Below are 22187 nucleotides of genomic sequence, written 5' to 3'. Positions count from 1 at the left end.
AATGAATCATTACAGAAAAACCACCCCCTTTTTTATACAAATGAATATCAACACAAATCCCCCTAAATGCCCTGCTTGCCAAGAGGACATGAGCTATCCCGATGGCTCTCACTATGTATGTGCGCAGTGTGGCCATGAGTGGCCCATTGCCACTGAAGCTGAGGAGGTGGAAACTGGTTTGATCGTAAAAGATGCTAATGGCAATTTACTAGCTGACGGAGATACCGTTATCTTAATTAAGGACCTGAAGGTAAAGGGTTCCTCGACCACCCTGAAGGTGGGAACAAAAATCAAAGGTATTCGCCTTGTTTCTGGCGATCATGAGGTGGATTGCAAAACAGAAGCTGGAAATATGCTGCTTAAAGCCTGCTTCCTAAAAAAAGCTTAAGCGCTCGCCTTTTTTAAGATTGCATAAATCCGATCTTTAAGTAGTAACTTCTCTTTTTTAAGGTTCTCGATTTCTTCCGGAGTACTGGGTTCTTTGTGATCCTCCATCTTGATAATTTTTCCATCGAGCGCATTATGCTTATCGAACAAATGCGAAAAATGGCGATCAGATGTTTTTAATTTGGTAATTAATTCGCGATATTCAGGGAACATAAGTCTTTTTCCAGTTTAGGTTATTCACGACTACCTGGGTTCAGTGTAGCAAGTTCGAGATCAAATTCAATAGTCAAGGCAGCGCATAACAGGGAAGTTATGAAGAGCGCTTGATATTTGTAGGAAAACCCCCGCATACTAGTTAGAAAACAGTATAGAAAGTGCAGTAATATGATTGTGTATCAAGCACATTAACGAGCAAAAGAAGGGTAATTAACCATGGCTACGAAAAAGTCACCAGCAAAGAAGAAAGTAGCTACCAAGGTGGTAAAAAAAGCCCCTGTAAAGAAAATTGCCAAAAAAGTTGTCGCCAAGAAAGTGGTAGCAAAAAAGGCGTTGAAGAATGTAGTAAAAAAACCAACTGCTAAAAAAGTTGCCGCCAAAAAGCCTGCAGCTAAGAAGGCAGTTACAAAAAAAGTGGTCACCAAGAAACCAGCAGCTAAAAAAGTGGCTAAGAAGACTGCACCTAAAGCTACTACCAAAGCCCTCAAGGTAGATCAATACGGTCTAGAATCCGATGATGAGTTTTATGGCTTGTACTTTGCAAAGTCCACTAAAAAAGGCTTGGTAGAAGTAAAGCCATGCACCTTCTCGTTGATGTACTGGTGGAAAGGTCTGTTGGGCTATCCCGACATGATTGAGATCTCTAAGGACAGCAATACAGCAATGTTACAGTTTGAGTCCACCTTTGGTGGTGGCGATTCAGGCGAAACTGAATTAACTGAGAAAGACGTTTTTGACGTAGATCACATCATCGAAGTCGATGAAGATGAAATGATGATCTCCCTCTACTCTTACGTTCCGATCCCAGTGCCTGAGAAATTAATTGGTGCATTAGGCTTATCGATTCTCAATATCAACCCTGAAACTCGCTACGGTAGCCTGGAGATCTGCTCTACCGAAAATGAAGAAGGTGAAACAGAGCATTTCTTACGCTACCGCGCAGCAACTTACTTGCGCGGTATCAAATCTGGAAAAGTAGAGGCTATTGAGAGCATGATCACTAATGGCTCTGAATTTTTTGGCCTAGCGATCGATGCAATGTGCGTCAATAAGTCTATTAAGAAATGGCTTTTAAGCTAAGTCTTAGTAAGTGCAGTTATAGATGTAAGTATTTGGAAATCGATCATTCGATGTAGGGTGGGCTGTAACGATCGTTGCAGCCCTTTTTCCTAGTTTTTTACACTCCAATAATGCGGCCTCATGCGCCTCCGTATCAGTTGCGCCTTTGGGAGCATGCACTCCTACAGTGCCATCGGATTGACGATACACAGCAAAATCACTGACTGGCGTACTGCAAGCCAATAGAGTTTGCACTGAAAATCCAATCAATATGAAGTGATAAAAACGCATTAAACCCCCTAAAATAGTCATTATTTTATTCTCGCATCTTACCCTGTGGGCCTCCAATACAATGAAGAGCATATGGAAAATAACACTAAATTAGAGCGGGGTTTAGGCCAGCGCCAAATGGAAATGATTGCCATTGGCGGCTGCATTGGTACCGGCCTGTTTATGGGATCTGGAAAAACAATCTCCCTAGCTGGTCCGGGCATTATTTTTATTTATGCCGCCACAGGCCTCATTTTGTATTTTGTGATGCGCGCTATGGGTGAGCTACTGGTTCACAACCTGAACTACAAATCTTTTGTAGATTTTTCAGAGGATATTCTTGGGCCTTCTGCTGGGTTCTTTGTAGGTTGGTCTTATTGGTTTGCTTGGATTGTTGCCGCCATTGCTGAAATTACAGCAATCTCTGGATATGCCTCATTTTGGTGGCCTGATCTACCCCATTGGATTTCAGCTCTCTCTACCGTCGTTTTGCTTTTTACACTCAACCTCTTAAGTGTCCGTGCATTTGGTGAGCTCGAGTTTTGGTTATCCATCATTAAGGTGATCGCCATCATTGGCTTAATTGCTCTTGGTCTTTGGCTGGCTACCACCGGCTTTATCTCTCCAGAGGGAATTGCAGCCCGAGTCAGCAATCTCTGGTCTTACGGTGGATTCTTTCCACACGGAGTAAGCGGACTTTTGAATGGCTTGCAAACGACTATTTTTGCCTTTGCCGGCATGGAAATCATTGGGACGATGATGGCCGAAGCGGAACATCCAAAGAAGATGATTCCTGAAGCGATTCGAAAAATTCCTTGGCGCATCATGATTTTTTACATCGGTACCGTTACCGTACTGATGATTGTCACCCCGTGGGATGCCATCCCTTCCGATAAGAGTCCTTTTGTTGGTATGTTCTCCTTGGTAGGCATGATTGGGGCAGCCTCCGTAGTCAATTTTGTCGTGATGAGCTCAGCCACCTCCTCCAGTAATAGCGGTATCTTTGCCACCTCCCGCATGCTGTATGGACTGGCACAACAACACCATGCTCCAGCCATTTTTGGCAAGCTTTCTACTTACCAAACTCCTACAGTGGGCATCTACCTTGGTAGCGCCATCATTTTGATTACATCTTTGCTGTTGGCGACCAAAGACTCCATTATGGAAGCTTTTGATCTTGTCGGCACAGTTGCTGCTCTTATCTTTATCTTCATTTGGACCATGATTTTGATTTCCTATTTAGTCTATCGCCGACGCTTCCCTGAGGCGCATGCCAAATCTGAATTCAAGATGCCATTGGGCAGGGTCATGCCATACGTTTCGCTTGCTTTCTTTGGCGTCGTGCTTTATGCCCTCACGCTGAGCGAAGACTCACTGATTGCTCTCTATGTTTTACCAACCTGGTTTATTGGCTTGGGCTTGGTCTACTGGCTTAAAACGCGCCATAGCGATGCTCAAAAGAAATTGTTGTCCGATTACAAAGCCAAGGTAGCTCGCCAAAATAAAGCTGCGCAAGAATACCGCAATAAGCTACGTCAACACTAAACCCAACAACAGAATGCCTACATGATTTTTCAGATCCTTAACTTCCTATTACAAATTACCGTTAGCGTAGTAGCCGGCGCCTGCATACTCCGCTGCTATTTGCAATGGCTAGGTTTTAATCTCGGAATCGGTCAAGGCAAATCGCTCGCTACCTATCTCCTACCAATTACCAATTGGCTGGTTCTGCCCTTGCGGAAAGTCACCCCAAGTGTTGGACGCTTAGATAGTGCCAGCCTATTGGCAGCTTACATCGTTGTCTTACTCAAGGCCATTGCCGTTGCCACTCTCATTAGCATTCCTCTTGAAGTGCTGCCGCTGCTGATATTTTCTTTGCTGGACCTTCTGCAGATGACTCTATCTGGCCTGATTGGGCTCGTTTTTGCTAGCGTTCTACTCTCCTGGGTTGGGCCTGGCTCACAAATGCAGATCATTTTAGGGATCTTAGTTGAGCCTGTACTGGCGCCAATTCGCCGCCGCCTCCCCAATTCGGGGGCCTGGGACCTTTCCCCGGTGGTTTTATTGGTGCTGCTACAAGTGCTGCAGATTGTTTTAAACAACCTCAAATAAAGCCGCCCCGCCCTCAGCGGCCCCTTGGGGTCTGGGCGATAATAAAAGATCATTTTTTACTATTTATACCGGAGCTTTAGACATGCCTGCTTACCGTTCAAAAACCTCAACTGCTGGCCGCAATATGGCGGGTGCCCGCTCTTTGTGGCGCGCCACTGGGATGAAAGATGGCGACTTCTCCAAACCAATCATTGCAGTAGTCAACTCCTTCACGCAATTTGTACCAGGGCATGTTCATCTTAAAGATTTAGGTCAATTAGTTGCTCGTGAAATTGAAGCCGCCGGTGGTGTAGCAAAAGAATTCAACACCATTGCGGTAGATGACGGCATTGCTATGGGCCACGATGGCATGCTCTACTCTCTCCCAAGTCGTGACTTGATTGCAGACTCAGTGGAATATATGGTCAATGCCCACTGCGCTGATGCGATGGTATGCATTTCCAATTGCGACAAGATCACTCCTGGAATGCTCATGGCTGCAATGCGCCTGAACATTCCGGTGATCTTTGTTTCTGGTGGCCCAATGGAAGCAGGAAAGGTGCGCTTAGCTAATCCTCAAACCCATGCAATGGAATTTAAAAAGCTGGACCTCATCGATGCGATGGTGATGGCTGCTGATGACAAAATTAGCGATGCTGATTTAGCGGAGATTGAACGTTCTGCTTGCCCCACTTGCGGCTCTTGCTCAGGTATGTTCACCGCCAATTCGATGAACTGCTTAACGGAGGCGCTTGGCCTGTCTTTACCTGGTAATGGCACGATGTTAGCAACCCATGCCGATCGTGAAAAACTCTTTAAACAAGCCGGTCATGTGATTGTGGATCTTTGCAAGCGCTATTACGAGCAAGAAGATACTTCAGTATTACCGCGCTCGATGGGTGTCAAGGCTTTTGAAAATGCCATGGCACTCGATATCGCTATGGGTGGCTCGACTAATACCATTTTGCATATCTTGGCCATTGCCCAGGAAGCCCAATTAGATTTCACGCTAGCCGACATTGATCGCATTTCTAAAGTTGTGCCGCAGCTGTGTAAGGTAGCTCCAAATACCAACAAATATCATATTGAAGACGTTCACCGTGCCGGCGGAATTATGGGCATCTTAGGTGAGCTTGATCGCGCTGGCCGCATTCATACTGAATTAGGCACCGTGCTTGGCAAGACCATGAAAGAAGTACTCGACGAGTGGGATATTGCCCGCAATCCGAGCGAAGCAGTGCAAACTTTTTATAAAGCAGGTCCTGCTGGTGTTCCAACGCAAACAGCTTTTAGTCAAGATACTCGCTGGCCAAGCTTGGATCTAGATCGTAAAGAGGGCTGTATTCGTTCTTTTGAAAATGCTTTTAGCACCCAAGGCGGTCTAGCAGTTTTGAAAGGCAATATTGCACTCGATGGCTGCGTCGTAAAAACAGCGGGCGTAGATGATAGCCTCCTAGTTTTTGAAGGCCCTGCTCATGTAGTAGAGTCTCAAGATGAAGCGGTTGAACATATTCTGGGTGACCTAGTGAAAGCGGGTGATATTGTGGTGGTGCGCTATGAGGGCCCTAAAGGTGGCCCAGGCATGCAAGAGATGCTCTACCCTACCAGCTACATTAAATCCAAGGGACTTGGTAAAGCTTGTGCCCTATTAACGGATGGTCGCTTCTCTGGCGGTACATCTGGTTTATCCATTGGTCACTGCTCTCCTGAGGCGGCATCGGGTGGCGCTATTGGCCTAGTCAGAAATGGTGATCGTATTCGCATTGATATTCCCAACCGCAGCATCAATGTATTGCTGAGCGATGAGGAGCTAGCCAAGCGCCGAACTGAACAAGATGCTCTAGGCTGGAAGCCAGCCCAGCCACGTCCGCGCCAGGTTTCTGCAGCCCTCAAGGCCTATGCCTTATTGGCAACTTCTGCTGATAAGGGTGCGGTACGTGATTTATCGATGCTTGGTTAATGAATACGGCTGACTGATATGGTCCATAAGATTGCCGCCACCAAACCAAACCCAATTGTAGAAATTGAAGTTTGGCGGCAATCCGATAAGACCTTCACAGTTGAACTAAGCTGGAGCTCAGGCTATGTCTTGGTGAATAAAGAACCCAAACTTCCAGAGTCTTACAACCCCACCCTGGGCATTGATGTAAACCTAGCATTTGATCCATTTGATGGCTCATTACATGATGCCTATGCCAAATACAGCTTTAGTGAAAATATTGCCCAAGGCGAACAAGAGTTAATGCTCAAGATGTATGAAGACTCTATGCATGAGGGCCTCACCTCTTTGGGCTGGAAGCAAGTAGAGGCGCAATGTTGGTTTTATGGTGAGCTGGAGATCACCCCAGGGAACTAGATTTAGCGGTCTTGATATTGCTCTGAAATTGCTTTAAAGCTATCTAGCTCTGACATAAAAGCATCCACCACCTCAGGATCGAAGTGGCTTCCCTTTTTAGATAAGATCTCATTGACAGCAGTTCATGAGCCGTCGCGGTGCAACTCTAGATCTAACTTATTGAGAAAGCCCTCTCTAAGAACTTCTAACTGCTCATCCAAGAGATTGATCAGTTGTACGCGCTCGTTGTATTCCAATTGGAATCCTCGCGCCCCACCCTCACGAACTTTGATGCCGTTGCTAAATAGTCGGTCGTAATCTATATAGAGACCATCAACCGCTCTACGCCATGGGAAGGAAGCCTGCTCAGTCGTATTGCGTTTATTGAACTTGACCGTCTCCTCCCCAAAGGCCCAGCTAAAGTTACTGCCGTGCTCTTTGCGGATGTTCTCGACTACGTTTTGCTTTGCGCCTAACAGGCTCTTACGACCTTCCATGAGTTTTTTAAGGAAAGGTCTCTCTACGGCTATCTGATCTACTGGAAGATTGCGCAAGTACTCATCTAAGGAAACCTTAGCTAACTCTTGCAAGTCTGTATTTGAAATTGGCATATGCCACCCCTATCAATATGTTTATCTATTCGTGAATTAGTTAGCTTCATACCGTAAGATGGAGCGTGAACCCATCCATTGCTACGCTACTAGGCGCGACTCTAGCTTTAACGCGATGGCGTGAAGCAGCAGCTTGAGTGATTAGCTCTCACTACATGAATGAATTATTGGGGTTTTTAGTACGGGGCTTGGATATTTCTGGGGTTTTTGTTGAGTTGCTTTATTAGCACGCAATAGGTCTTTATGCCCAATGTGTCATTACGCCACCTTGGGCATAAAAGAGCGTTTCTTTGGTCGTGGCCGTCAAGGGTGCGCAAGCCACCCCTTTGGGGTGCCCTTGACGGAATTACTCTCTTGTAAATTCATTAATAGGAATGTGGTGATTTATTTTGTTTGACTCTTTGCGGCTTGACCTCTACATTGCTCATTCATCTAAAAGAATAGCGAAGGAGTTCCATGGACAAAGAGCAGTGTTATTTCTCGCTTGATTTAGAACTCAATAATGCCCAAGATAATTCCACAGTAAATCCAAAGATCATTCAAATAGGGTTAGCGGTAGGAAGCTATCATGACTATGTCAATCAATCCCTATCTACGTATAAATGGTTCTTAGATCCTAAAGAGCCTATTTTTGAGTTCATTACCCAATTAACGGGCATTTGTAATCAGGATATTTCTGACTATGCAGTTCCACATGAACAAGTAGCTAAAGAAATTGGTGAAATTATTACTAAGCGCAATTGCTTTGTTAATCCCATTACCTGGGGCGGTGGCGATTCACTTGAACTGAAATCTGAATTTAAAGATCGAGGTATCAGCTTTCCCCATTTTGGTCGTCGCTGGATCGATGTCAAAACTTGGTATAGCCTGCACATGCTTGCCATGGGCAAAAAACCCAGTGGCGGTCTATCCTCAGGTCTGGGTTCTTTTAAGCTTCAATTTGAAGGCAGTCCACATAGAGCAGATGTTGATGCTCTCAATACCTTGAGGCTTTTCTTTGAAATCCTTCACAGACACAATCGGATATATCAACTGGTAAACGATGCCAAGGCTTTGAAATAGCCGTATCTATATACCTAAAAATAGGGTTATTTTGATTCTATACGCACTTTTGTTGACATTAAACTATAATATATGCATAGTTGTTGACATTAATGGATAAATTGAGGCCCTATGAGCACTTCTGTTGACCAGCTACCCCTCTTGCTTTTTAGTTCAAGAGAAGACAAAACCAACGCCCAGAGAATTTCCCGCTTGGCTAGGTCTGGGCGTTTGCGTCAAATTTATCGCGGCATTTACACCGGCGACATCACCAGCCCGCTCGAACAAATCATTCGGCCCAATTGGCGGCAAATTACCGAATATCTTTATCCAGGCTCTGTAATAGCTTACCGTTCTGCTCATCTTTGCAAACCAGATGATAGCGGCAATGTATTTTTAGTATCTGGCAATAGAGCACGTCAAATAGAATTTCCGGGGCTGACTCTCAATATCTTGCCAGGTCCTCCTGCAGTTCAATCGCGCAAGGATTCGCTTAACGATACCCCTTATGGAAAACTCTTTATATCCTCGGAGGCTAGGCGGCTGTTAGAGAATCTCTATAGCCGCAAAGGCTCAGATCTTCGCACTATGGGTCGCCCTTGGGTTGAGTCTTATTTAAGCAAGCTATGCACCATTCGTGGTGAACATAAGCTCAATGCACTGCGTGATGACGCTAAAGCTATTGCCCCCCAATTAGGTCTAGAGGTTCAATTTAAAACACTGAACACGATTGTTTCCGCCTTAATGCAAACTGGTAAGGCTCGCTCTTTAAGAGCAGCTGATGCATTAGCGCGCGCAGCTGGTAAGCCTTATGATCCTGATCGCATTGAGATCTTCGAAACTTTGTTTTCTGCTTTAAGAAAACCTTTTCCCATCATTGAAGATCAGGCAAAAACGGGTAAAAGCGCCTTTAATTTCGCATTCTTTGAATCGTACTTTTCGAACTACATTGAAGGCACTACATTCACCGTCGAAGAGGCCTCCGAGATTATTTTCGATGGGAAAATCATTCCAAAGCGAAATGAAGATTCACATGATGTACTTGGTACCTTTAAAGCAATCATGGAGCAGCCCTTTCGCTCTAAGCCCCCAAAAGATGAAGATGATTTCTTAGCGTGGCTTTTGCAATGTAACCTCCAAATACTCTCTAGTCGTCCAGATAAAAATCCAGGCGAATGGAAAGAGCAAAGTAACCAAGCAGGAAATACCATTTTTGTTCACCCCGAGCTTGTTAAAGGCACTTTGCGGGAAGGATTCAAGCGTATCGCTTTACTGGAAGATCCATTTGCGCGTGCATTGATGGCGATGTTTGTTGTTACTGAAGTGCACCCATTTATGGATGGTAATGGCCGAACTGCGCGCCTAACGATGAATGCTTACTTAACTCAACATTCCGCCTCTCGCATTATTATTCCCACAGCTTATCGTGAGGATTATTTGCTGCCATTAAAAGCGCTGTCTCAAAATAATGATCCCAGTCCTTTTATCCGATCCATGACTCGCGCCTGGCGTTGGACCGCTGGATTTGATTATTCGAACTTCCCAAATCTTTGGGAAAAAATGAAGGCTTGTAACGCATTTACAGACAACCCCTCACAGCATCAATTGCTTGATCCTCACGATATAAGCTAAGTTGTTGACGAAAAATGACTATATCGGCAGTTTTGTAGACAAAATGAGGCGATTTGGGTGTCTAAAGACATTTATGTCTACATGCCACTGATTTTGAGTGGCATGTAATTCAGACCTATCTATATCCCCATATTGCCTAAATGCTGGGCAATCCGATCCATGGGATTGCCTGCGCTAGCCAATGGCGCTCCCAATGTTGAAGTTCGCGCCCGAATAGGCTGAGGGCTATGGGTTGCTATAGGCTTAATGCCTCCAAAACTAGGTTCCGGCCTTCCAATCGCCTCATAGATAGATTCAATCATGGTCTGCCATTGCTCTGGCTGATTGCCCAGTGAGCGCGCGCATGAGTGATGCGGGCGGTCCATTTTTGTTGAAGGGCTTTTGAGTCTTGAGGCACATCCTATTTATAGATTGCGAATCTCGCATCGATGCACTTATCTTGGATTTATCATGGCGGGGTTTCGCACTCACTCACTACAAAATATTTCCATAAAGTGATAGAAATTTTATAAGTCACAAATATATTTTCAGTTATCAATGCCATCTTTATTAAGAGGTCAATATTACTGATTGAGTTGCGATCTTAGAGAAGATAGACTTAGATGGACAAGCATATTGGATGTTTGTTTAATTTTCCAAGGAGAAGTCTTTTCTCCTGTAATTCATGAGATATGTGCTTCCTATGACTAGTGCATTCGCGAATAACTCATCTCAAAGATATTTCTCTTTGCTATGTTTGGTAACATTCCTTGGGTCACTATCTCTATCTACGTTGATATTTTTATCGGCACTCTTAAATGAGGAAGGCTACTCTCAACAGGCTATTGGCTCAGTCTTATCTGCGCCACTCATTCCAACCTTGATTGCATTGTTTAGCGCGGGTGCTATCTTGCAAAGAATTAGCTGCATTCGACTCATGATCATTAGTCAGGCATTGATGATATTGGGCTTTATAGGCCTTGAGTATGCCCTTAGCTCGATCCCTCTTTCGACAATTTTTCGTGGGCTAATTGGTTTTGGGTCTGGCTTTTACTTTTCTGCCTCCATGATCTATATAAGGAGCTTATTGAGTGGTCCAAGAATAATCTATTTCTTTGGGATCTATGCATCAATGTTTCCGCTGCCTAATGCATTTGGTCCTATAGTAGCCCAGTGGTATTTTAAGAATCATGGATCTGATGGATTCTTTTTGTATATGGCATTACCGGGACTACTAGCATTACTGACACTCATCGCCCTATCCATAATCTTTAAAGGATTTGACCGCTCCAGTAAAACACCTGCAATTAGTTTGCACTCTTATTATCAAATTCTGTGCGCAAAGAGATTTCATGCCTTAGGTTTGGGCATTTTTTCTATTGGGGTATTGTGGGGTTTTGTTACTGGGTATATGGCTTTATACCTAAGCCAACACAATTTCTCGGTAGGCTTATTTTTCTTACCAATGAGCCTCGCCCTTTTTGGCTCACGTTTTGGTCTACTGGGCATATTAGGCGGATTCTCGCGCCCTATCTTGGTAGCTTGCTCGTTTGGCTTGATGGCGTGTGCATTTGCTTTGGTATTTAGTCTACATAGCCCTTTACCGATTATTATCTCCGGCATCTGCTTTGGGGTTGGCTACAGCCTTAGTTTCCCTATTCTCAGTGTTTGGGTTTCCGATTCATTTGATATCGATCGGCGCCCAATTGCGCTTTCAGCGTTTAATGCGAGTTTTTATTGTGGGATTTTCGGGGTTCCTAGTCTTATAGGCTATTTAGCCCTTCCACCGAACTCTTCTTACCCACTCTTTTTGCTCATGGCTCTGGCAATTGGCATGGGAGTATTTTTTTTGACAGCTTTCAGGAATCAAATACAACGGAGGCAAGCATAAATTGAATGGCTTATGGGCTGCAATTTACATTGATAGATGCCAGCTCTAGCTTGACTTTGATTTACTTAAAAATGGATAATCTTATTTAATGACGAAGCGGTATAAGTAATCAAACCCCCAAGTAGCTTGCGACAAATTTCGTCACCATCGTAAGCGCGTTTTGAACGCGTCAAGTTTGGGTACCGCACCTCTTCCAAAAGCCCATAATTGAGGACTTTTTCTTTTTAGCCCCATGATAATTATTTAGAAGTCTTTGCCGGTAGGGTTGGAATTACATTCATGCCTTGCACGTTTATGAAAGGTTGCCCAGTGAGTGCGCGTATGAGTGCTGCGAGCAGTCCATTTTTTAAAAATGGCTTTTAGTTTTTGGCTGGGCATATCTTGTGTACAAATTCAGACTCACATCCAAAGGACTAATTTTGGATTTATGTTTCAGAAGACCTAAAATACAAGCTTCTATTAGAGGGTTTTTATCTGCGGTAATTAAATGTATAATTAATCCAACATACCCGCCATGCCTCTCCTGGAAGCACACTTTGGCGGGTTTTTTATTGGGGGATTCTATTGACTACATTCGATAAGCCAGCACTCACACATTTAGAACATATTGAGCGTCTTCGAAATCGAAACCTTCTAATAAATGATGATGAAGCAATAGATTATCTAAGCAACATTAGCTACTTCAGGCTTTCCGCATACACCCGCCCCTTTTACCTTCCAAATATCGCCGAGCATACATTTATTTTTGGCACAGCCTTTTCAGATGTCATAGATTTATATCTATTTGACAAGGAATTACGCCTACTTCTGTTGGATGCAATTGAAAGAATTGAAGTAGCGCTACGCACACAAGTAGCCAATACGCTTGCCAAACATCATGGACCCCATGGTTACCTAGATCAAAGTATTTTTGATAATCGCTATGATCATCCTAAACTATTAGAGCTTATTGCTAGTCAATCTAAAGGTCGTGATTTAGAAACTTTTATTAGCCATTACAAAACAAAATACACCGGAGCGCCAAAGCATCCTCCTATTTGGATGGCTGTTGAGCTACTTACATTTAAAGAGATATCCACTTTATTTAGCAACTTGAAGCTTCCAAGAGATACCCAAGCAATAGAGGCACATTTTGGTTGGAAATTTACCTTACTTAAATCTTGGTTTCGTAGTGTTTCTGATTTGAGGAATTTATGCGCCCATCACTCTAGGGTCTGGAATCGGGAATTCGGAAGTATTCCTGAATGCCCAAAAAGACCTCCAAAAAATTGGCCAGCCATACCCGCATCCGTTTTGGTAAGTTCGAAAAATAGTGTTCAGCAATATTTGAACCCACAACGCAGGCTGTACTTTCAGTTAATTGTGATTCAGTCTTTAATGAATAGAATCTCCCCTTCGAGCAATTGGGCTAAACACTTGCAGGAGTTGCTCGATAAAAATCCTAAGGTCTCACAAGTACACATGGGGTTTCCCAGCAACTGGAGAGAGCAGCAATTTTGGCTTAGCTCTATCAGTCAATAAATTAGGCTGATTTAAGCATTCGCTTCTGATGCTCTTCGAGCCCTCATCACCCCATACCTTGTAGCATCCCAGGCGTGGTCTTCTGCATCGGTATCTACATCTTCTGGGTTTAATGAGTCTGGTGGTAGTTGAGGGATGGTTCTTAACCAGTGCTTACAGGTTGAGAAGATTTTCAGCCTGTCTTCAGCCAATAGCCGGATGATTTCTTGGGCTCCGTTAACCCTGCTTCTAGGTGCGTTGTAGGCTTCGGTCCATATGACGCCTTTATCCCTGAAGATTTGACCAATTGATCTCTCAGCCCCAATCTTGGAGAAGATAGATGGGTCAGCTAGGTTCATGCGGTATTCATATCCAAGGCGTTGGTCGTGAACTTCTATAATGCTTTTGGGAATAGGGATTAAGGGAACGAGAGCCTCAATCTTCAACCTCACCTCATCAATCGTCTCATCGAATTTTGGAGGAGGTGGCAACTCCATTTGAGCCAACTCCTCATCCGTTTTCTCTGGTTCGTCGAAATAACCATACCTACTGCGAGAACCCCCGCCAATATGGACAAATTGAGATTGGAATGGGTACAAAGTTGGCAACTCAGTCTTAACGACTTTCTTGCCATTTGCCAACTTTGCCCAATATCCGAGGCCAGGCGTGGGCACTTTTGCTGCTTTACAGATTTTTCTTAATCCAACATCAGATAACTCAAATTCTGCCGCAAGCTGCGTCATTGGCTTTGACCATACTAGATCATACATTTCCTGCCTGGTTAGCGTTCTGGGTGTCATATTCGCCTTTCAATCTGAAATCAAAACTTGGAATTGATATTCAAATTGTAGGAATATGGTGTTCTTAGAACAACCCTAAAGCTAGATCAATCTTCGTTAAAGCGCTCACGCGTCCAAAGTGCCCTGCCCTCGACCTTACCGGTGCAGATCTTTGTTTTTTGATGTGACTGCTCTGATTGGACTGCCTCTGCAAAGGCTTTTTCTTGGGCCTCTTCCTCGGCCTTCATTTTTGCTAGTTCTGAGGCTGGTATGACCTCTTTACTCTCAATCATCTGCTTGAGGGTTTTCATGCCCTTAATTTTCCCTACAAATTCAAGATCGTCCATAGTGATATCTTATCTAGAGACAACGTTGCCTAGCTAGAAATTTAAAAGTAAGCAATGTTTCACTGGTGGGTAGGCTGGTGGGTAGTAGCAGCCAAGAAATACAGAACCTTATAAATAATGGCTTTCAGGTCGATACTGGCGGAGAGGGAGGGATTCGAACCCTCGGTACCTTTGACAGTACGCCTGATTTCGAGTCAGGTACATTCGACCACTCTGCCACCTCTCCGAACCGAACGGCAATTATAGCTTTGGGACTGGCTTTCTTTGTACTTACTTCACGATAGGGCTAAGTACTTCCAGGCCACCTAAATAGGGTTGCAGTGCTTTTGGGATGAAAATACTGCCATCCGCTTGTTGTTTATTCTCAAGCAGAGCCACTAGCGCCCTACCCACAGCCAAGCCCGAACCATTTAAGGTATGAAGTAATTCTGGCTTACCCTGACCCGCTTTAAATCTCGCCTGCATGCGTCTTGCCTGAAAATCTCCCATGCTTGAGCATGAGCTAATTTCACGATAGGCGTTTTGTGATGGAACCCATACCTCCAGGTCATAGGTCTTGGTACTACCAAAACCCATATCGCCAGTACAGAGCAATACCTTGCGGTATGGCAACTCCAGTAACTCTAAAATCTTTTCTGCGTGTGCAGTGAGCTCTTCCAAAGCCTGCATGGAATTTTCTGGTTTAGTCATCTGCACCAATTCCACCTTATCGAATTGGTGCTGACGAATCATGCCACGCACATCGCGCCCATAACTTCCCGCTTCAGAACGAAAGCAAGGCGTATGCGCAACAAACTTCATGGGCAAACTATCGGCATTAACAATCTCATCTCGCACTAAGTTCGTGACCGGAACCTCAGCAGTTGGAATGAGGTAAAAGTTTTCTGTTTTTGCTTCGCCCTCATTCACTCCTTTAGGATCCTCGCCACCCATTTGACGCGGCACCTTAAAAAGGTCTTCTTCAAACTTAGGTAACTGACCTGTGCCGCGCATCGATGCTGCATTCACGATATAAGGCGTATAGATTTCTTGGTAGTCATGCGCAGTAGTGTGCGTATCGAGCATGAACTGTGCCAAGGCACGGTGCAATCTGGCAATCGGTCCTTTGAGTACTACAAAGCGAGAGCCACTAATCTTGGCGGCAACTTCAAAATCCAAGCCCAACGCACTTCCTAAATCTACGTGATCTTTAATCTCAAAATCAAACAACGGGGCCTGCCCCCAAGTTTTGATCTCTTTGTTTTCGGTCTCATCTTTACCTGTTGGCACCGACTCATCTGGAAGATTGGGGATGCCCATTAAGAAATCCGCAATCTCGATTTGCAAGATACTAAGTCGGGCTGCGCCAGCTTCCATATCCGCATTGACCTGACCCACTTCTGCCATCTCAGCACTAGCATCTTCGCCTTTGCCTTTTTTCATACCAATGGCTTTAGACAATTGATTGCGCTTGGCTTGTAATACTTCAGTGCGGGTTTGCAAAGATTTACGCTCGGTCTCAAGCGTATTAAATTTCTCAACATCGAGCTGGAATTTACGAGTCGCTAAGCGCGCCTGAACAGCGGCGATATCTTTACGGAGTAATTGGGGATCAATCATGATGCTCTATTCTTAATTAACTAAATTGGTTCTTTATTTCATGCGGACAACTTCTGCGCCAGCTGGAGGTGTAAAAGTAAAGCGGTTGGCTGGCAAGGCGATATTCAGTTGGATGTGATCTAAAGTTACCAACACCACACTCCCCAAACCATCAATTAACTCTAAGGCTTTTGGCAAACCATTGGCCATACCAATTGAGATCTTGGTGTAGGGCAGATCATTAGCGCCCTTGGAGCTTGCAGTCTTAGGCTTTAAGTTAACCCACTTCATTCCCAAGTGCTCATCACCTTCGACTAACTCAAAATGTTGATCCAAGGCATCTTCACCAAACAAGATAGCTGCCGGGGTAGTGGCAAGAGCTTGCCCTGCCGGTCTAAAGGTGGCCTGATTTAAATCCTTATCCCACATCACCACTTGTTTACCATCAGCAATTAACTTTTGCTCATATGGTTTTTGGGTATCCCAAATAAAACGTCCCGGCCTCTGAAATACAAAATGACCTTGGGTCTGGCGCACCACTTTGAGCCCTTTATCTTTTGGCTCATCACCTTTTGGCGTGCGCAATTGCTGTTGCACAAAATCACCCTCGGCGGTTTTGGAGTTACGCACAAATTGACGCAACTGATCAGCGCCGCTATCACCCTCTGCGGCCAGAGTCAGATTGATGCTTGCAAACAATGCAATTGTGACGAGGGCAAGTCTTGAGAAAACACTTTTCAAAATTATTGCCTTACTCAGATGCACGATGGAGGATTTCACGGTTACCGCCATTACCCATTTTCGATACAAGGCCGGCTTTTTCCATATCCTCTAATAAGCGGGCAGCGCGGTTATAGCCAATACGCAAATGCCGCTGCACTAAAGAAATCGATGGGCGCTTGTTCTCAAGAACAATCGCGACTGCTTGGTCATAGAGGGGATCTGCTTCGCCACCACTCTCGCCCGTTAAGGCATCGATAGTAGATTCATCAGCACCTTCGAGCACACCCTCAATGTAGTTGGCCTCACCCTTCTCTTTGAGCCACTCAACTACACGATGCACTTCATCATCCGAAACAAATGCGCCATGCACGCGCACTGGCAAGCCAGTACCTGGCGCCATATAGAGCATGTCACCCATACCCAATAGGGCCTCAGCACCTTGCTGATCCAAGATGGTGCGGCTATCAATTTTGCTACTCACCTGGAAAGAAATACGGGTGGGTACATTGGCCTTAATCAAGCCAGTAATGACATCCACACTTGGGCGCTGGGTAGCCAACACCAAATGGATACCGGCAGCACGGGCCTTCTGTGCAATACGCGCAATTAACTCTTCAATCTTTTTGCCGGAGACCATCATTAAGTCGGCCAACTCATCAATTACGATGACAATGACAGGCGCTTTATAGATTGGCTCTGGATCTTCTGGAGTTAAGCTAAAAGGGTTCGTTAACTTCTCACCCTTTTCTTCAGCCTCTAAAATTTTCTTATTAAAGCCAGCGAGGTTGCGCACTCCAAACTTACTCATCAGTTTGTAGCGGCGCTCCATCTCATTCACAGCCCAATTGAGGGCGTTGTAGGCCTGCTTCATATCGGTCACAACTGGGCAGAGCAAATGTGGAATCTTGTCGTACATCGCCATTTCCAGCATCTTTGGATCAATCATGATCAAGCGCACTTCATCGGGCTTGGCCTTAAAGAGGATCGACAAAATCATGGCATTAATACCAACCGATTTACCAGCACCGGTTGTGCCCGCCACCAAGCAATGTGGCATCTTCGCTAAGTCAGCCACCACGGGCTTACCTGAAATATCTTTACCTAAAGATAGTGTCAAGATCGAATGGCTATCGTTATAGACTTGCGAGCTTAAAATCTCTGAGAGGTAAACCGATTGACGTGTTGGGTTTGGCAACTCTAAAGCCATACAAGTCTTGCCTGGGATCGTCTCCACCACACGCATACTCACTACGCCTAGTGAACGGGCTAAGTCGCGTGCAAGATTCACAATTTGACTGCCCTTCACGCCAACAGCGGGGTCAATTTCATAACGCGTTACTACTGGGCCTGGGTAGGCAGCGATGACAGTAACCTGCACGCCAAACTCAGCCAGCTTGCGCTCTATCAAGCGGGAGGTAAATTCCAGAACTTCAGCCGAAATTGTTTCTTTGGCTTCTGGCACCTCATCAAGTAAGGCCAATGGAGGTAGTTCTGAATCTGGAATATCCACAAAGAGCGGCTGTTGTTTCTCACGCTCCACGCGTGCACTTTTTGGAATCTCAATAGGGGCTCGCACAATTTGCACTGGGGGCGCGATATCCACCCGTCCGCGGAACTCTTCTACAAATTCTTCGCGCTCTTCAGCGGCAACCTCACCCAATTTGCGATCTTCCTCGCTTTCGCGACGCTCACGTAGGTAGCGATAAGTCAACTCCAAACTACGCCCTACTTTTTCAGCCACATCCAACCAAGAAAAATGGAGGAATAGAGAAAGTCCAGCACATAGACCAAACAAAAGGACCAAAGTTGACCCTGTAAAACCTAGGGCCATTTGCAATGGGTCGCCAATTAATTCACCCAAGATGCCACCCGGTGGACGAGGCAGCTCCCAGGATAAGGAGTGCATACGAATCGATTCAAGGCCCATGGAGCTGATTAAAGTCAGGCCGAAACCCAACCAACGCATCAATAAGGAGTCTGGCTTGGCGTCTGGATCAGCCGGCAAAGGGATGCTCCAAAGCTCGCGCCAGCCATTCAAAACTCGGCGCCCAAACAAAATGACCCACCAAAAGGCCGAAATTCCGAAGATATAGAGCATCAGATCGGCTAAATAGGCTCCAAAACGACCCCCTAAGTTCTTGGGAGCCTCAAAACTAGCGTGAGACCAGGCTGGATCGGCCTTGGAATAAGTCAATAAAATAGCAAATAAGCCCAGGCAAAGCCCCAGGGATATGAACCAGCGGGCCTCAAGGAGTAGGCGGGGCATCCTTCCCTGAGTGCCATTTTCAGGCGGCTCAGGGTTTAAGGGGGTGCGAGACTTCGGGTAAGCGGTTCTAGCCATGTTCCACCGATTGTAAACAAGCAAATCTATAATTCCTATATGACCTCAAATACACCAAAACACTCCAAAGTTCTCATCCTCGGTTCTGGCCCTGCTGGCTACACAGCAGCGGTTTACGCTGCTCGAGCCAATCTGAAGCCCACCCTGATCACTGGGCTAGCTCAAGGCGGCCAATTAATGACCACTACCGATGTCGAAAACTGGCCTGCTGATGCCAACGGCGTTCAGGGACCGGAACTCATGCAGCGCTTTTTAGACCATGCTGAGCGCTTTAATACCGAAATTATTTTTGACCACATTCACACAGCAGCCCTCAAAGAAAAACCGATTCGCTTGGTAGGCGACTCTGGGACTTACACCTGCGATGCCCTCATTATTTGTACCGGCGCATCTGCTCAGTACATTGGCTTGCCCAGTGAAGAAGAATTCATGGGTCGCGGTGTTTCTGGTTGCGCCACTTGTGATGGCTTTTTCTATCGCAATCAAGATGTCTGTGTTGTCGGCGGCGGTAATACAGCAGTTGAAGAGGCACTCTATCTCACCGGAATTGCCAAGAAAGTGACAGTGATTCACCGTCGTGATACCTTCCGCGCCGAACCCATTTTGAATGACCGTCTCATGGCTAAAGTTGCTGAAGGCAAAGTAGAGTTGAAGTTAAATGCCACCCTTGAGGAAGTGCTTGGCGATGAAAAAGGCGTAGTGGGCGTGCGTATCAAAAAACAAGATGGCAGCACAGAAGATATTCCCGTGACTGGCGCCTTCATTGCAATTGGCCATAAACCCAATACCGAATTATTTGTTGGTCAGCTTGATATGCACAATGGCTACCTCAAAACCCACTCAGGATTAGAGGGCAATGCTACCGCCACTAATATCCCTGGTGTTTTTGCGGCAGGCGATGTGCAAGATCATATTTACCGTCAAGCGATTACCAGTGCTGGTACAGGCTGCATGGCAGCGTTAGATGCGCAGCGCTATCTAGAATCCCTCAACTAAAAGTTACTGCACTGCCCTCTAAATGCCCAGTTCTGCTGGGCATTTTTTTATGGGCCCCAGCCATCAAGGTTTACCCCGAGCTTATTTTTAGTATTTTTTGGGATATTCCCAGCATGAAAGCCTTAAACTATGGGCTGTCTGTTTTATAGGCATTTGCTAGATGAATTATTCAAAATGCCATCATTAATCATTAATTGGAGCAAGCATGAGTTACGACAAGGTCAGCCCAGGTAAAAATATCCCTGAAAAATTCAACGTCATTATTGAGATCCCAATGAATGCGGATCCAGTGAAGTATGAAGTGGATAAAGAAAGTGGCGCCTTGTTTGTTGATCGCTTCATGGGCACTGCAATGCACTACCCATGTAACTATGGTTACATTCCCAAAACAATCGCTGGTGATGGCGATCCGGTTGACGTGCTTGTGCTGACACCCTTCCCACTCTTTCCGGGCGTAGTGGTTAGCTGCCGCGCCCTCGGTGCATTGATGATGGAAGACGAAGGCGGCCAAGATGCCAAGCTGTTGGCTGTACCCGAAGATAAATTATTACCGCTGTATTCCAATGTCAAATCAATCCAAGATTTACATCAATTGCAGCTCGACCAAATTCAACACTTCTTTGAGCACTACAAAGACCTCGAAAAAGGGAAATGGGTCAAAGTCACCGGCTGGAGTGGAATCGAAGCTGCCCATAAAGAAATTCTCGAAGGCATTGAAGGTTACGCCAAGTCACAGAAGTAATCTGTCACCTTAGGCAAACGTTACTTTGACATCGGGAGTGAGTCAGCAAAAAATCGCCTTAGCGCAAATCAACCCTCTTTTGGGTGATTTGCCGGGCAATGCCAAGCTCATTCTCAAGTCAGCGGCTGAGGCCTTTGCCCAAGGCGCTCAGTTAGTTTTAACTCCAGAGCTTTCAATCGCTGGATATCCCCCTGAAGATTTATTGCTGCGCCCCGCCTTCATTGAAGCCGCTCAGAAGCAATTGGAATTACTCACTGAAGAATTAAAGCAATTTACCGATTTAACGGTAATAGTTGGTCATCCCAAAAAGACTGCAGCCGGGCTGCAAAACTATGCCTCAGTATTGCGCAATGGCAAAGTCATTGCAGGCTATGCCAAGCAAGAATTACCCAATCACGAAGTATTTGATGAAGTGCGTTACTTTGTACCCGGTAAACAAGCCTGTGTCTTTGAATGTATGGGTACGCAATTTGGTCTGATTCTCTGTGAAGATGCTTGGCATGTGGGCCCAGCCAAACAAGCACAGGCTGCTGGCGCGCAAATATTACTCACACTGAATGCTTCGCCCTATCACCTCCAAAAAGAATTATTACGCATAGAGGTATTACGCAAACATTTACTTGAGTCTCACATGCCCCTTGTATATGTCAACGCAGTTGGTGGTCAAGATGAGTTGGTATTTGATGGTGGTTCTTTCGCTCTGAACTCCAAAGGTGAGTTAGCAATGTCAATGCCTCAGTTTGAAACAGGTCTTGGCTTAGTGAACCTGACTCAATCCGGTGATCTTGAAATCGGTAGCAAGACCCTCCCACTCACCGTAGAAGCACAAGCCTATCAAGCTCTTGTTTTAGGCGTTCGTGATTATGTGCACAAAAATGGCTTTCCTGGCGTCATTATTGGCCTATCTGGTGGGGTTGATTCAGCTCTAGTATTGGCGATTGCAGTTGATGCCTTAGGTGCCGATAAAGTACGCGCTGTAATGATGGCCTCTCGCTATACCGCCGATATTTCGTGGATTGATGCTAGCGAGCTCGCCAAGAACCTCGGTGTTCAGTATGATGAAATTCCCATTAGCGAACCAGTCGATGCGCTCGAGAAAGCCCTTGCGCCGCAATTCAAAGGCATGAAGCTTGATGCGACTGAGGAAAACATTCAAGCGCGCGTTCGCGGCACCTTGCTCATGGCGTTATCGAATAAAACAGGTCGCTTGGTTTTAACCACTGGCAACAAAAGTGAAATGGCCGTCGGCTACTGCACGCTTTATGGCGATATGGCAGGCGGGTTTGCTGTCATTAAAGATATAGCCAAAACCTTGGTCTACCGACTCTGCGCATATCGCAATAGCATTAGCCCAGTTATTCCAGAGCGCATTCTCACTCGCGCCCCTTCTGCTGAATTGCGACCCGACCAAACTGATCAAGATAGCCTACCTTCTTATGAAGTGCTCGATGGCATTGTTGAGCGCTATATGGAGCAGAACCAATCCATCGAGCAAATCATTGCCGCCGGATTTGATGTCGACAGTGTTGAGAAGGTCACTCGCCTCATTAAGCTCAATGAATACAAGCGTCGACAAGCTCCACCGGGTGTCCGCGTTACCACCAGGGCTTTTGGGCGTGATTGGCGCTACCCAATTACCTCCCAATTTAGAGCGTAATTCACGATATCA

22 protein-coding genes and 1 tRNA gene are annotated in these 22187 nt (G+C 45.5%); 13 read left to right on the top strand and 10 right to left on the bottom strand.

Going from position 1 to position 22187, the window contains the following annotated elements:
• The first annotated feature begins 40 nt into the window (after positions 1-40).
• Positions 41-388 carry a zinc ribbon domain-containing protein YjdM gene (locus tag BOQ04_RS04760; RefSeq protein WP_076023844.1) on the top strand — a complete coding sequence of 116 codons (348 nt, stop codon included), beginning with the start codon at positions 41-43 and terminating at the stop codon, positions 386-388.
• Here the strand turns inward: BOQ04_RS04760 and BOQ04_RS04755 are convergent.
• Positions 385-600: an HP1242/YdcH family protein gene (locus BOQ04_RS04755; RefSeq protein WP_076023619.1), complete on the bottom strand. Its 216-nt coding sequence runs from the start codon at positions 598-600 to the stop codon at positions 385-387. The genes BOQ04_RS04760 and BOQ04_RS04755 overlap by 4 nt on opposite strands.
• A gap of 219 nt (positions 601-819) precedes the next feature.
• Between BOQ04_RS04755 and BOQ04_RS04750 the strand changes: the two genes are divergently transcribed.
• Positions 820-1683 carry a hypothetical protein gene (locus tag BOQ04_RS04750; RefSeq protein WP_076023618.1) on the top strand — a complete coding sequence of 288 codons (864 nt, stop codon included), beginning with the start codon at positions 820-822 and terminating at the stop codon, positions 1681-1683.
• A gap of 3 nt (positions 1684-1686) precedes the next feature.
• Here the strand turns inward: BOQ04_RS04750 and BOQ04_RS04745 are convergent, their stop codons facing one another.
• Positions 1687-1974: a hypothetical protein gene (locus BOQ04_RS04745; protein ID WP_233126639.1), complete on the bottom strand. Its 288-nt coding sequence runs from the start codon at positions 1972-1974 to the stop codon at positions 1687-1689.
• Positions 1975-2025: 51 nt separating this feature from the next.
• On the opposite strand from BOQ04_RS04745, the gene BOQ04_RS04740 reads away from it, so the two are divergent.
• The 4 genes from BOQ04_RS04740 (at position 2026) to BOQ04_RS04725 (ending at position 6379) form a co-directional block, all read left to right on the top strand.
• Complete coding sequence (locus tag BOQ04_RS04740; protein WP_076023617.1) at positions 2026-3477, top strand: amino acid permease; 1452 nt, start codon at positions 2026-2028, stop codon at positions 3475-3477.
• Between the two features lie 21 nt (positions 3478-3498).
• Positions 3499-4044: a YggT family protein gene (locus tag BOQ04_RS04735; protein ID WP_076023616.1), complete on the top strand. Its 546-nt coding sequence runs from the start codon at positions 3499-3501 to the stop codon at positions 4042-4044.
• Positions 4045-4126: 82 nt separating this feature from the next.
• The gene (gene ilvD, locus BOQ04_RS04730) at positions 4127-5983 is read left to right on the top strand and encodes a dihydroxy-acid dehydratase (protein ID WP_076023615.1); all 1857 of its coding nucleotides are present in this window, start codon (positions 4127-4129) and stop codon (positions 5981-5983) included.
• A gap of 18 nt (positions 5984-6001) precedes the next feature.
• Entirely contained in the window at positions 6002-6379 is a 378-nt protein-coding gene (locus BOQ04_RS04725; RefSeq protein WP_076023614.1) for a hypothetical protein, read from the top strand.
• A gap of 122 nt (positions 6380-6501) precedes the next feature.
• Here BOQ04_RS04725 and BOQ04_RS04720 read toward each other — a convergent pair whose 3' ends face one another.
• A complete protein-coding gene (locus BOQ04_RS04720) occupies positions 6502-6969 on the bottom strand; it encodes a phage major capsid protein (RefSeq protein WP_143742152.1) in 468 nt (155 codons plus the stop codon).
• A 456-nt stretch (positions 6970-7425) separates the two neighbouring features.
• On the opposite strand from BOQ04_RS04720, the gene BOQ04_RS04715 reads away from it, so the two are divergent.
• Positions 7426-8031, top strand: coding sequence for a 3'-5' exonuclease (locus tag BOQ04_RS04715; protein WP_076023613.1), 606 nt, complete (start codon positions 7426-7428; stop codon positions 8029-8031).
• A 111-nt stretch (positions 8032-8142) separates the two neighbouring features.
• Positions 8143-9642: a Fic family protein gene (locus tag BOQ04_RS04710; protein ID WP_076023612.1), complete on the top strand. Its 1500-nt coding sequence runs from the start codon at positions 8143-8145 to the stop codon at positions 9640-9642.
• 119 nt (positions 9643-9761) lie between these two features.
• Here BOQ04_RS04710 and BOQ04_RS04705 read toward each other — a convergent pair whose 3' ends face one another.
• The gene (locus BOQ04_RS04705; protein WP_076023611.1) at positions 9762-10007 is read right to left on the bottom strand and encodes a hypothetical protein; all 246 of its coding nucleotides are present in this window, start codon (positions 10005-10007) and stop codon (positions 9762-9764) included.
• 317 nt (positions 10008-10324) lie between these two features.
• Between BOQ04_RS04705 and BOQ04_RS04700 the strand changes: the two genes are divergently transcribed.
• Positions 10325-11512: an MFS transporter gene (locus tag BOQ04_RS04700; protein ID WP_158025477.1), complete on the top strand. Its 1188-nt coding sequence runs from the start codon at positions 10325-10327 to the stop codon at positions 11510-11512.
• Between the two features lie 564 nt (positions 11513-12076).
• Positions 12077-13033 carry an Abi family protein gene (locus BOQ04_RS04695; protein ID WP_076023609.1) on the top strand — a complete coding sequence of 319 codons (957 nt, stop codon included), beginning with the start codon at positions 12077-12079 and terminating at the stop codon, positions 13031-13033.
• Between the two features lie 11 nt (positions 13034-13044).
• On the opposite strand, the gene BOQ04_RS10900 is transcribed toward BOQ04_RS04695, so the two are convergent.
• From BOQ04_RS10900 to BOQ04_RS04665, 6 genes are all read right to left on the bottom strand, one after another.
• The gene (locus tag BOQ04_RS10900) at positions 13045-13812 is read right to left on the bottom strand and encodes a hypothetical protein (RefSeq protein ID WP_233126638.1); all 768 of its coding nucleotides are present in this window, start codon (positions 13810-13812) and stop codon (positions 13045-13047) included.
• Between the two features lie 86 nt (positions 13813-13898).
• Entirely contained in the window at positions 13899-14138 is a 240-nt protein-coding gene (locus BOQ04_RS04685) for a hypothetical protein (RefSeq protein ID WP_076023608.1), read from the bottom strand.
• A 136-nt stretch (positions 14139-14274) separates the two neighbouring features.
• Positions 14275-14364, bottom strand: a tRNA-Ser gene (locus tag BOQ04_RS04680).
• 44 nt (positions 14365-14408) lie between these two features.
• A complete protein-coding gene (gene serS, locus BOQ04_RS04675; RefSeq protein ID WP_076023607.1) occupies positions 14409-15737 on the bottom strand; it encodes a serine--tRNA ligase in 1329 nt (442 codons plus the stop codon).
• A gap of 33 nt (positions 15738-15770) precedes the next feature.
• Positions 15771-16457 carry an outer membrane lipoprotein periplasmic chaperone LolA gene (gene lolA, locus BOQ04_RS04670; protein WP_076023606.1) on the bottom strand — a complete coding sequence of 229 codons (687 nt, stop codon included), beginning with the start codon at positions 16455-16457 and terminating at the stop codon, positions 15771-15773.
• A 10-nt stretch (positions 16458-16467) separates the two neighbouring features.
• The gene (locus BOQ04_RS04665) at positions 16468-18780 is read right to left on the bottom strand and encodes a DNA translocase FtsK (protein ID WP_076023605.1); all 2313 of its coding nucleotides are present in this window, start codon (positions 18778-18780) and stop codon (positions 16468-16470) included.
• A gap of 39 nt (positions 18781-18819) precedes the next feature.
• Here BOQ04_RS04665 and trxB point away from each other — a divergent pair, with 39 nt between their 5' ends.
• From trxB to BOQ04_RS04650, 3 genes are all read left to right on the top strand, one after another.
• Complete coding sequence (gene trxB, locus BOQ04_RS04660) at positions 18820-19776, top strand: thioredoxin-disulfide reductase (protein WP_076023604.1); 957 nt, start codon at positions 18820-18822, stop codon at positions 19774-19776.
• A gap of 205 nt (positions 19777-19981) precedes the next feature.
• The gene (gene ppa / locus BOQ04_RS04655) at positions 19982-20518 is read left to right on the top strand and encodes an inorganic diphosphatase (protein ID WP_076023603.1); all 537 of its coding nucleotides are present in this window, start codon (positions 19982-19984) and stop codon (positions 20516-20518) included.
• Between the two features lie 37 nt (positions 20519-20555).
• Positions 20556-22175, top strand: a complete 1620-nt coding sequence (locus BOQ04_RS04650) for an NAD+ synthase (protein ID WP_076023602.1) — start codon at positions 20556-20558, stop codon at positions 22173-22175.
• The last annotated feature ends 12 nt before the right edge of the window (positions 22176-22187 follow it).

The sequence above is a fragment of the Polynucleobacter sphagniphilus genome, from assembly GCF_001953355.1.
Taxonomy (GTDB): domain Bacteria; phylum Pseudomonadota; class Gammaproteobacteria; order Burkholderiales; family Burkholderiaceae; genus Polynucleobacter; species Polynucleobacter sphagniphilus.
Note: the sequence above shows the minus strand (reverse complement) of the source record. Positions and strands in the feature narration are given on the sequence as shown.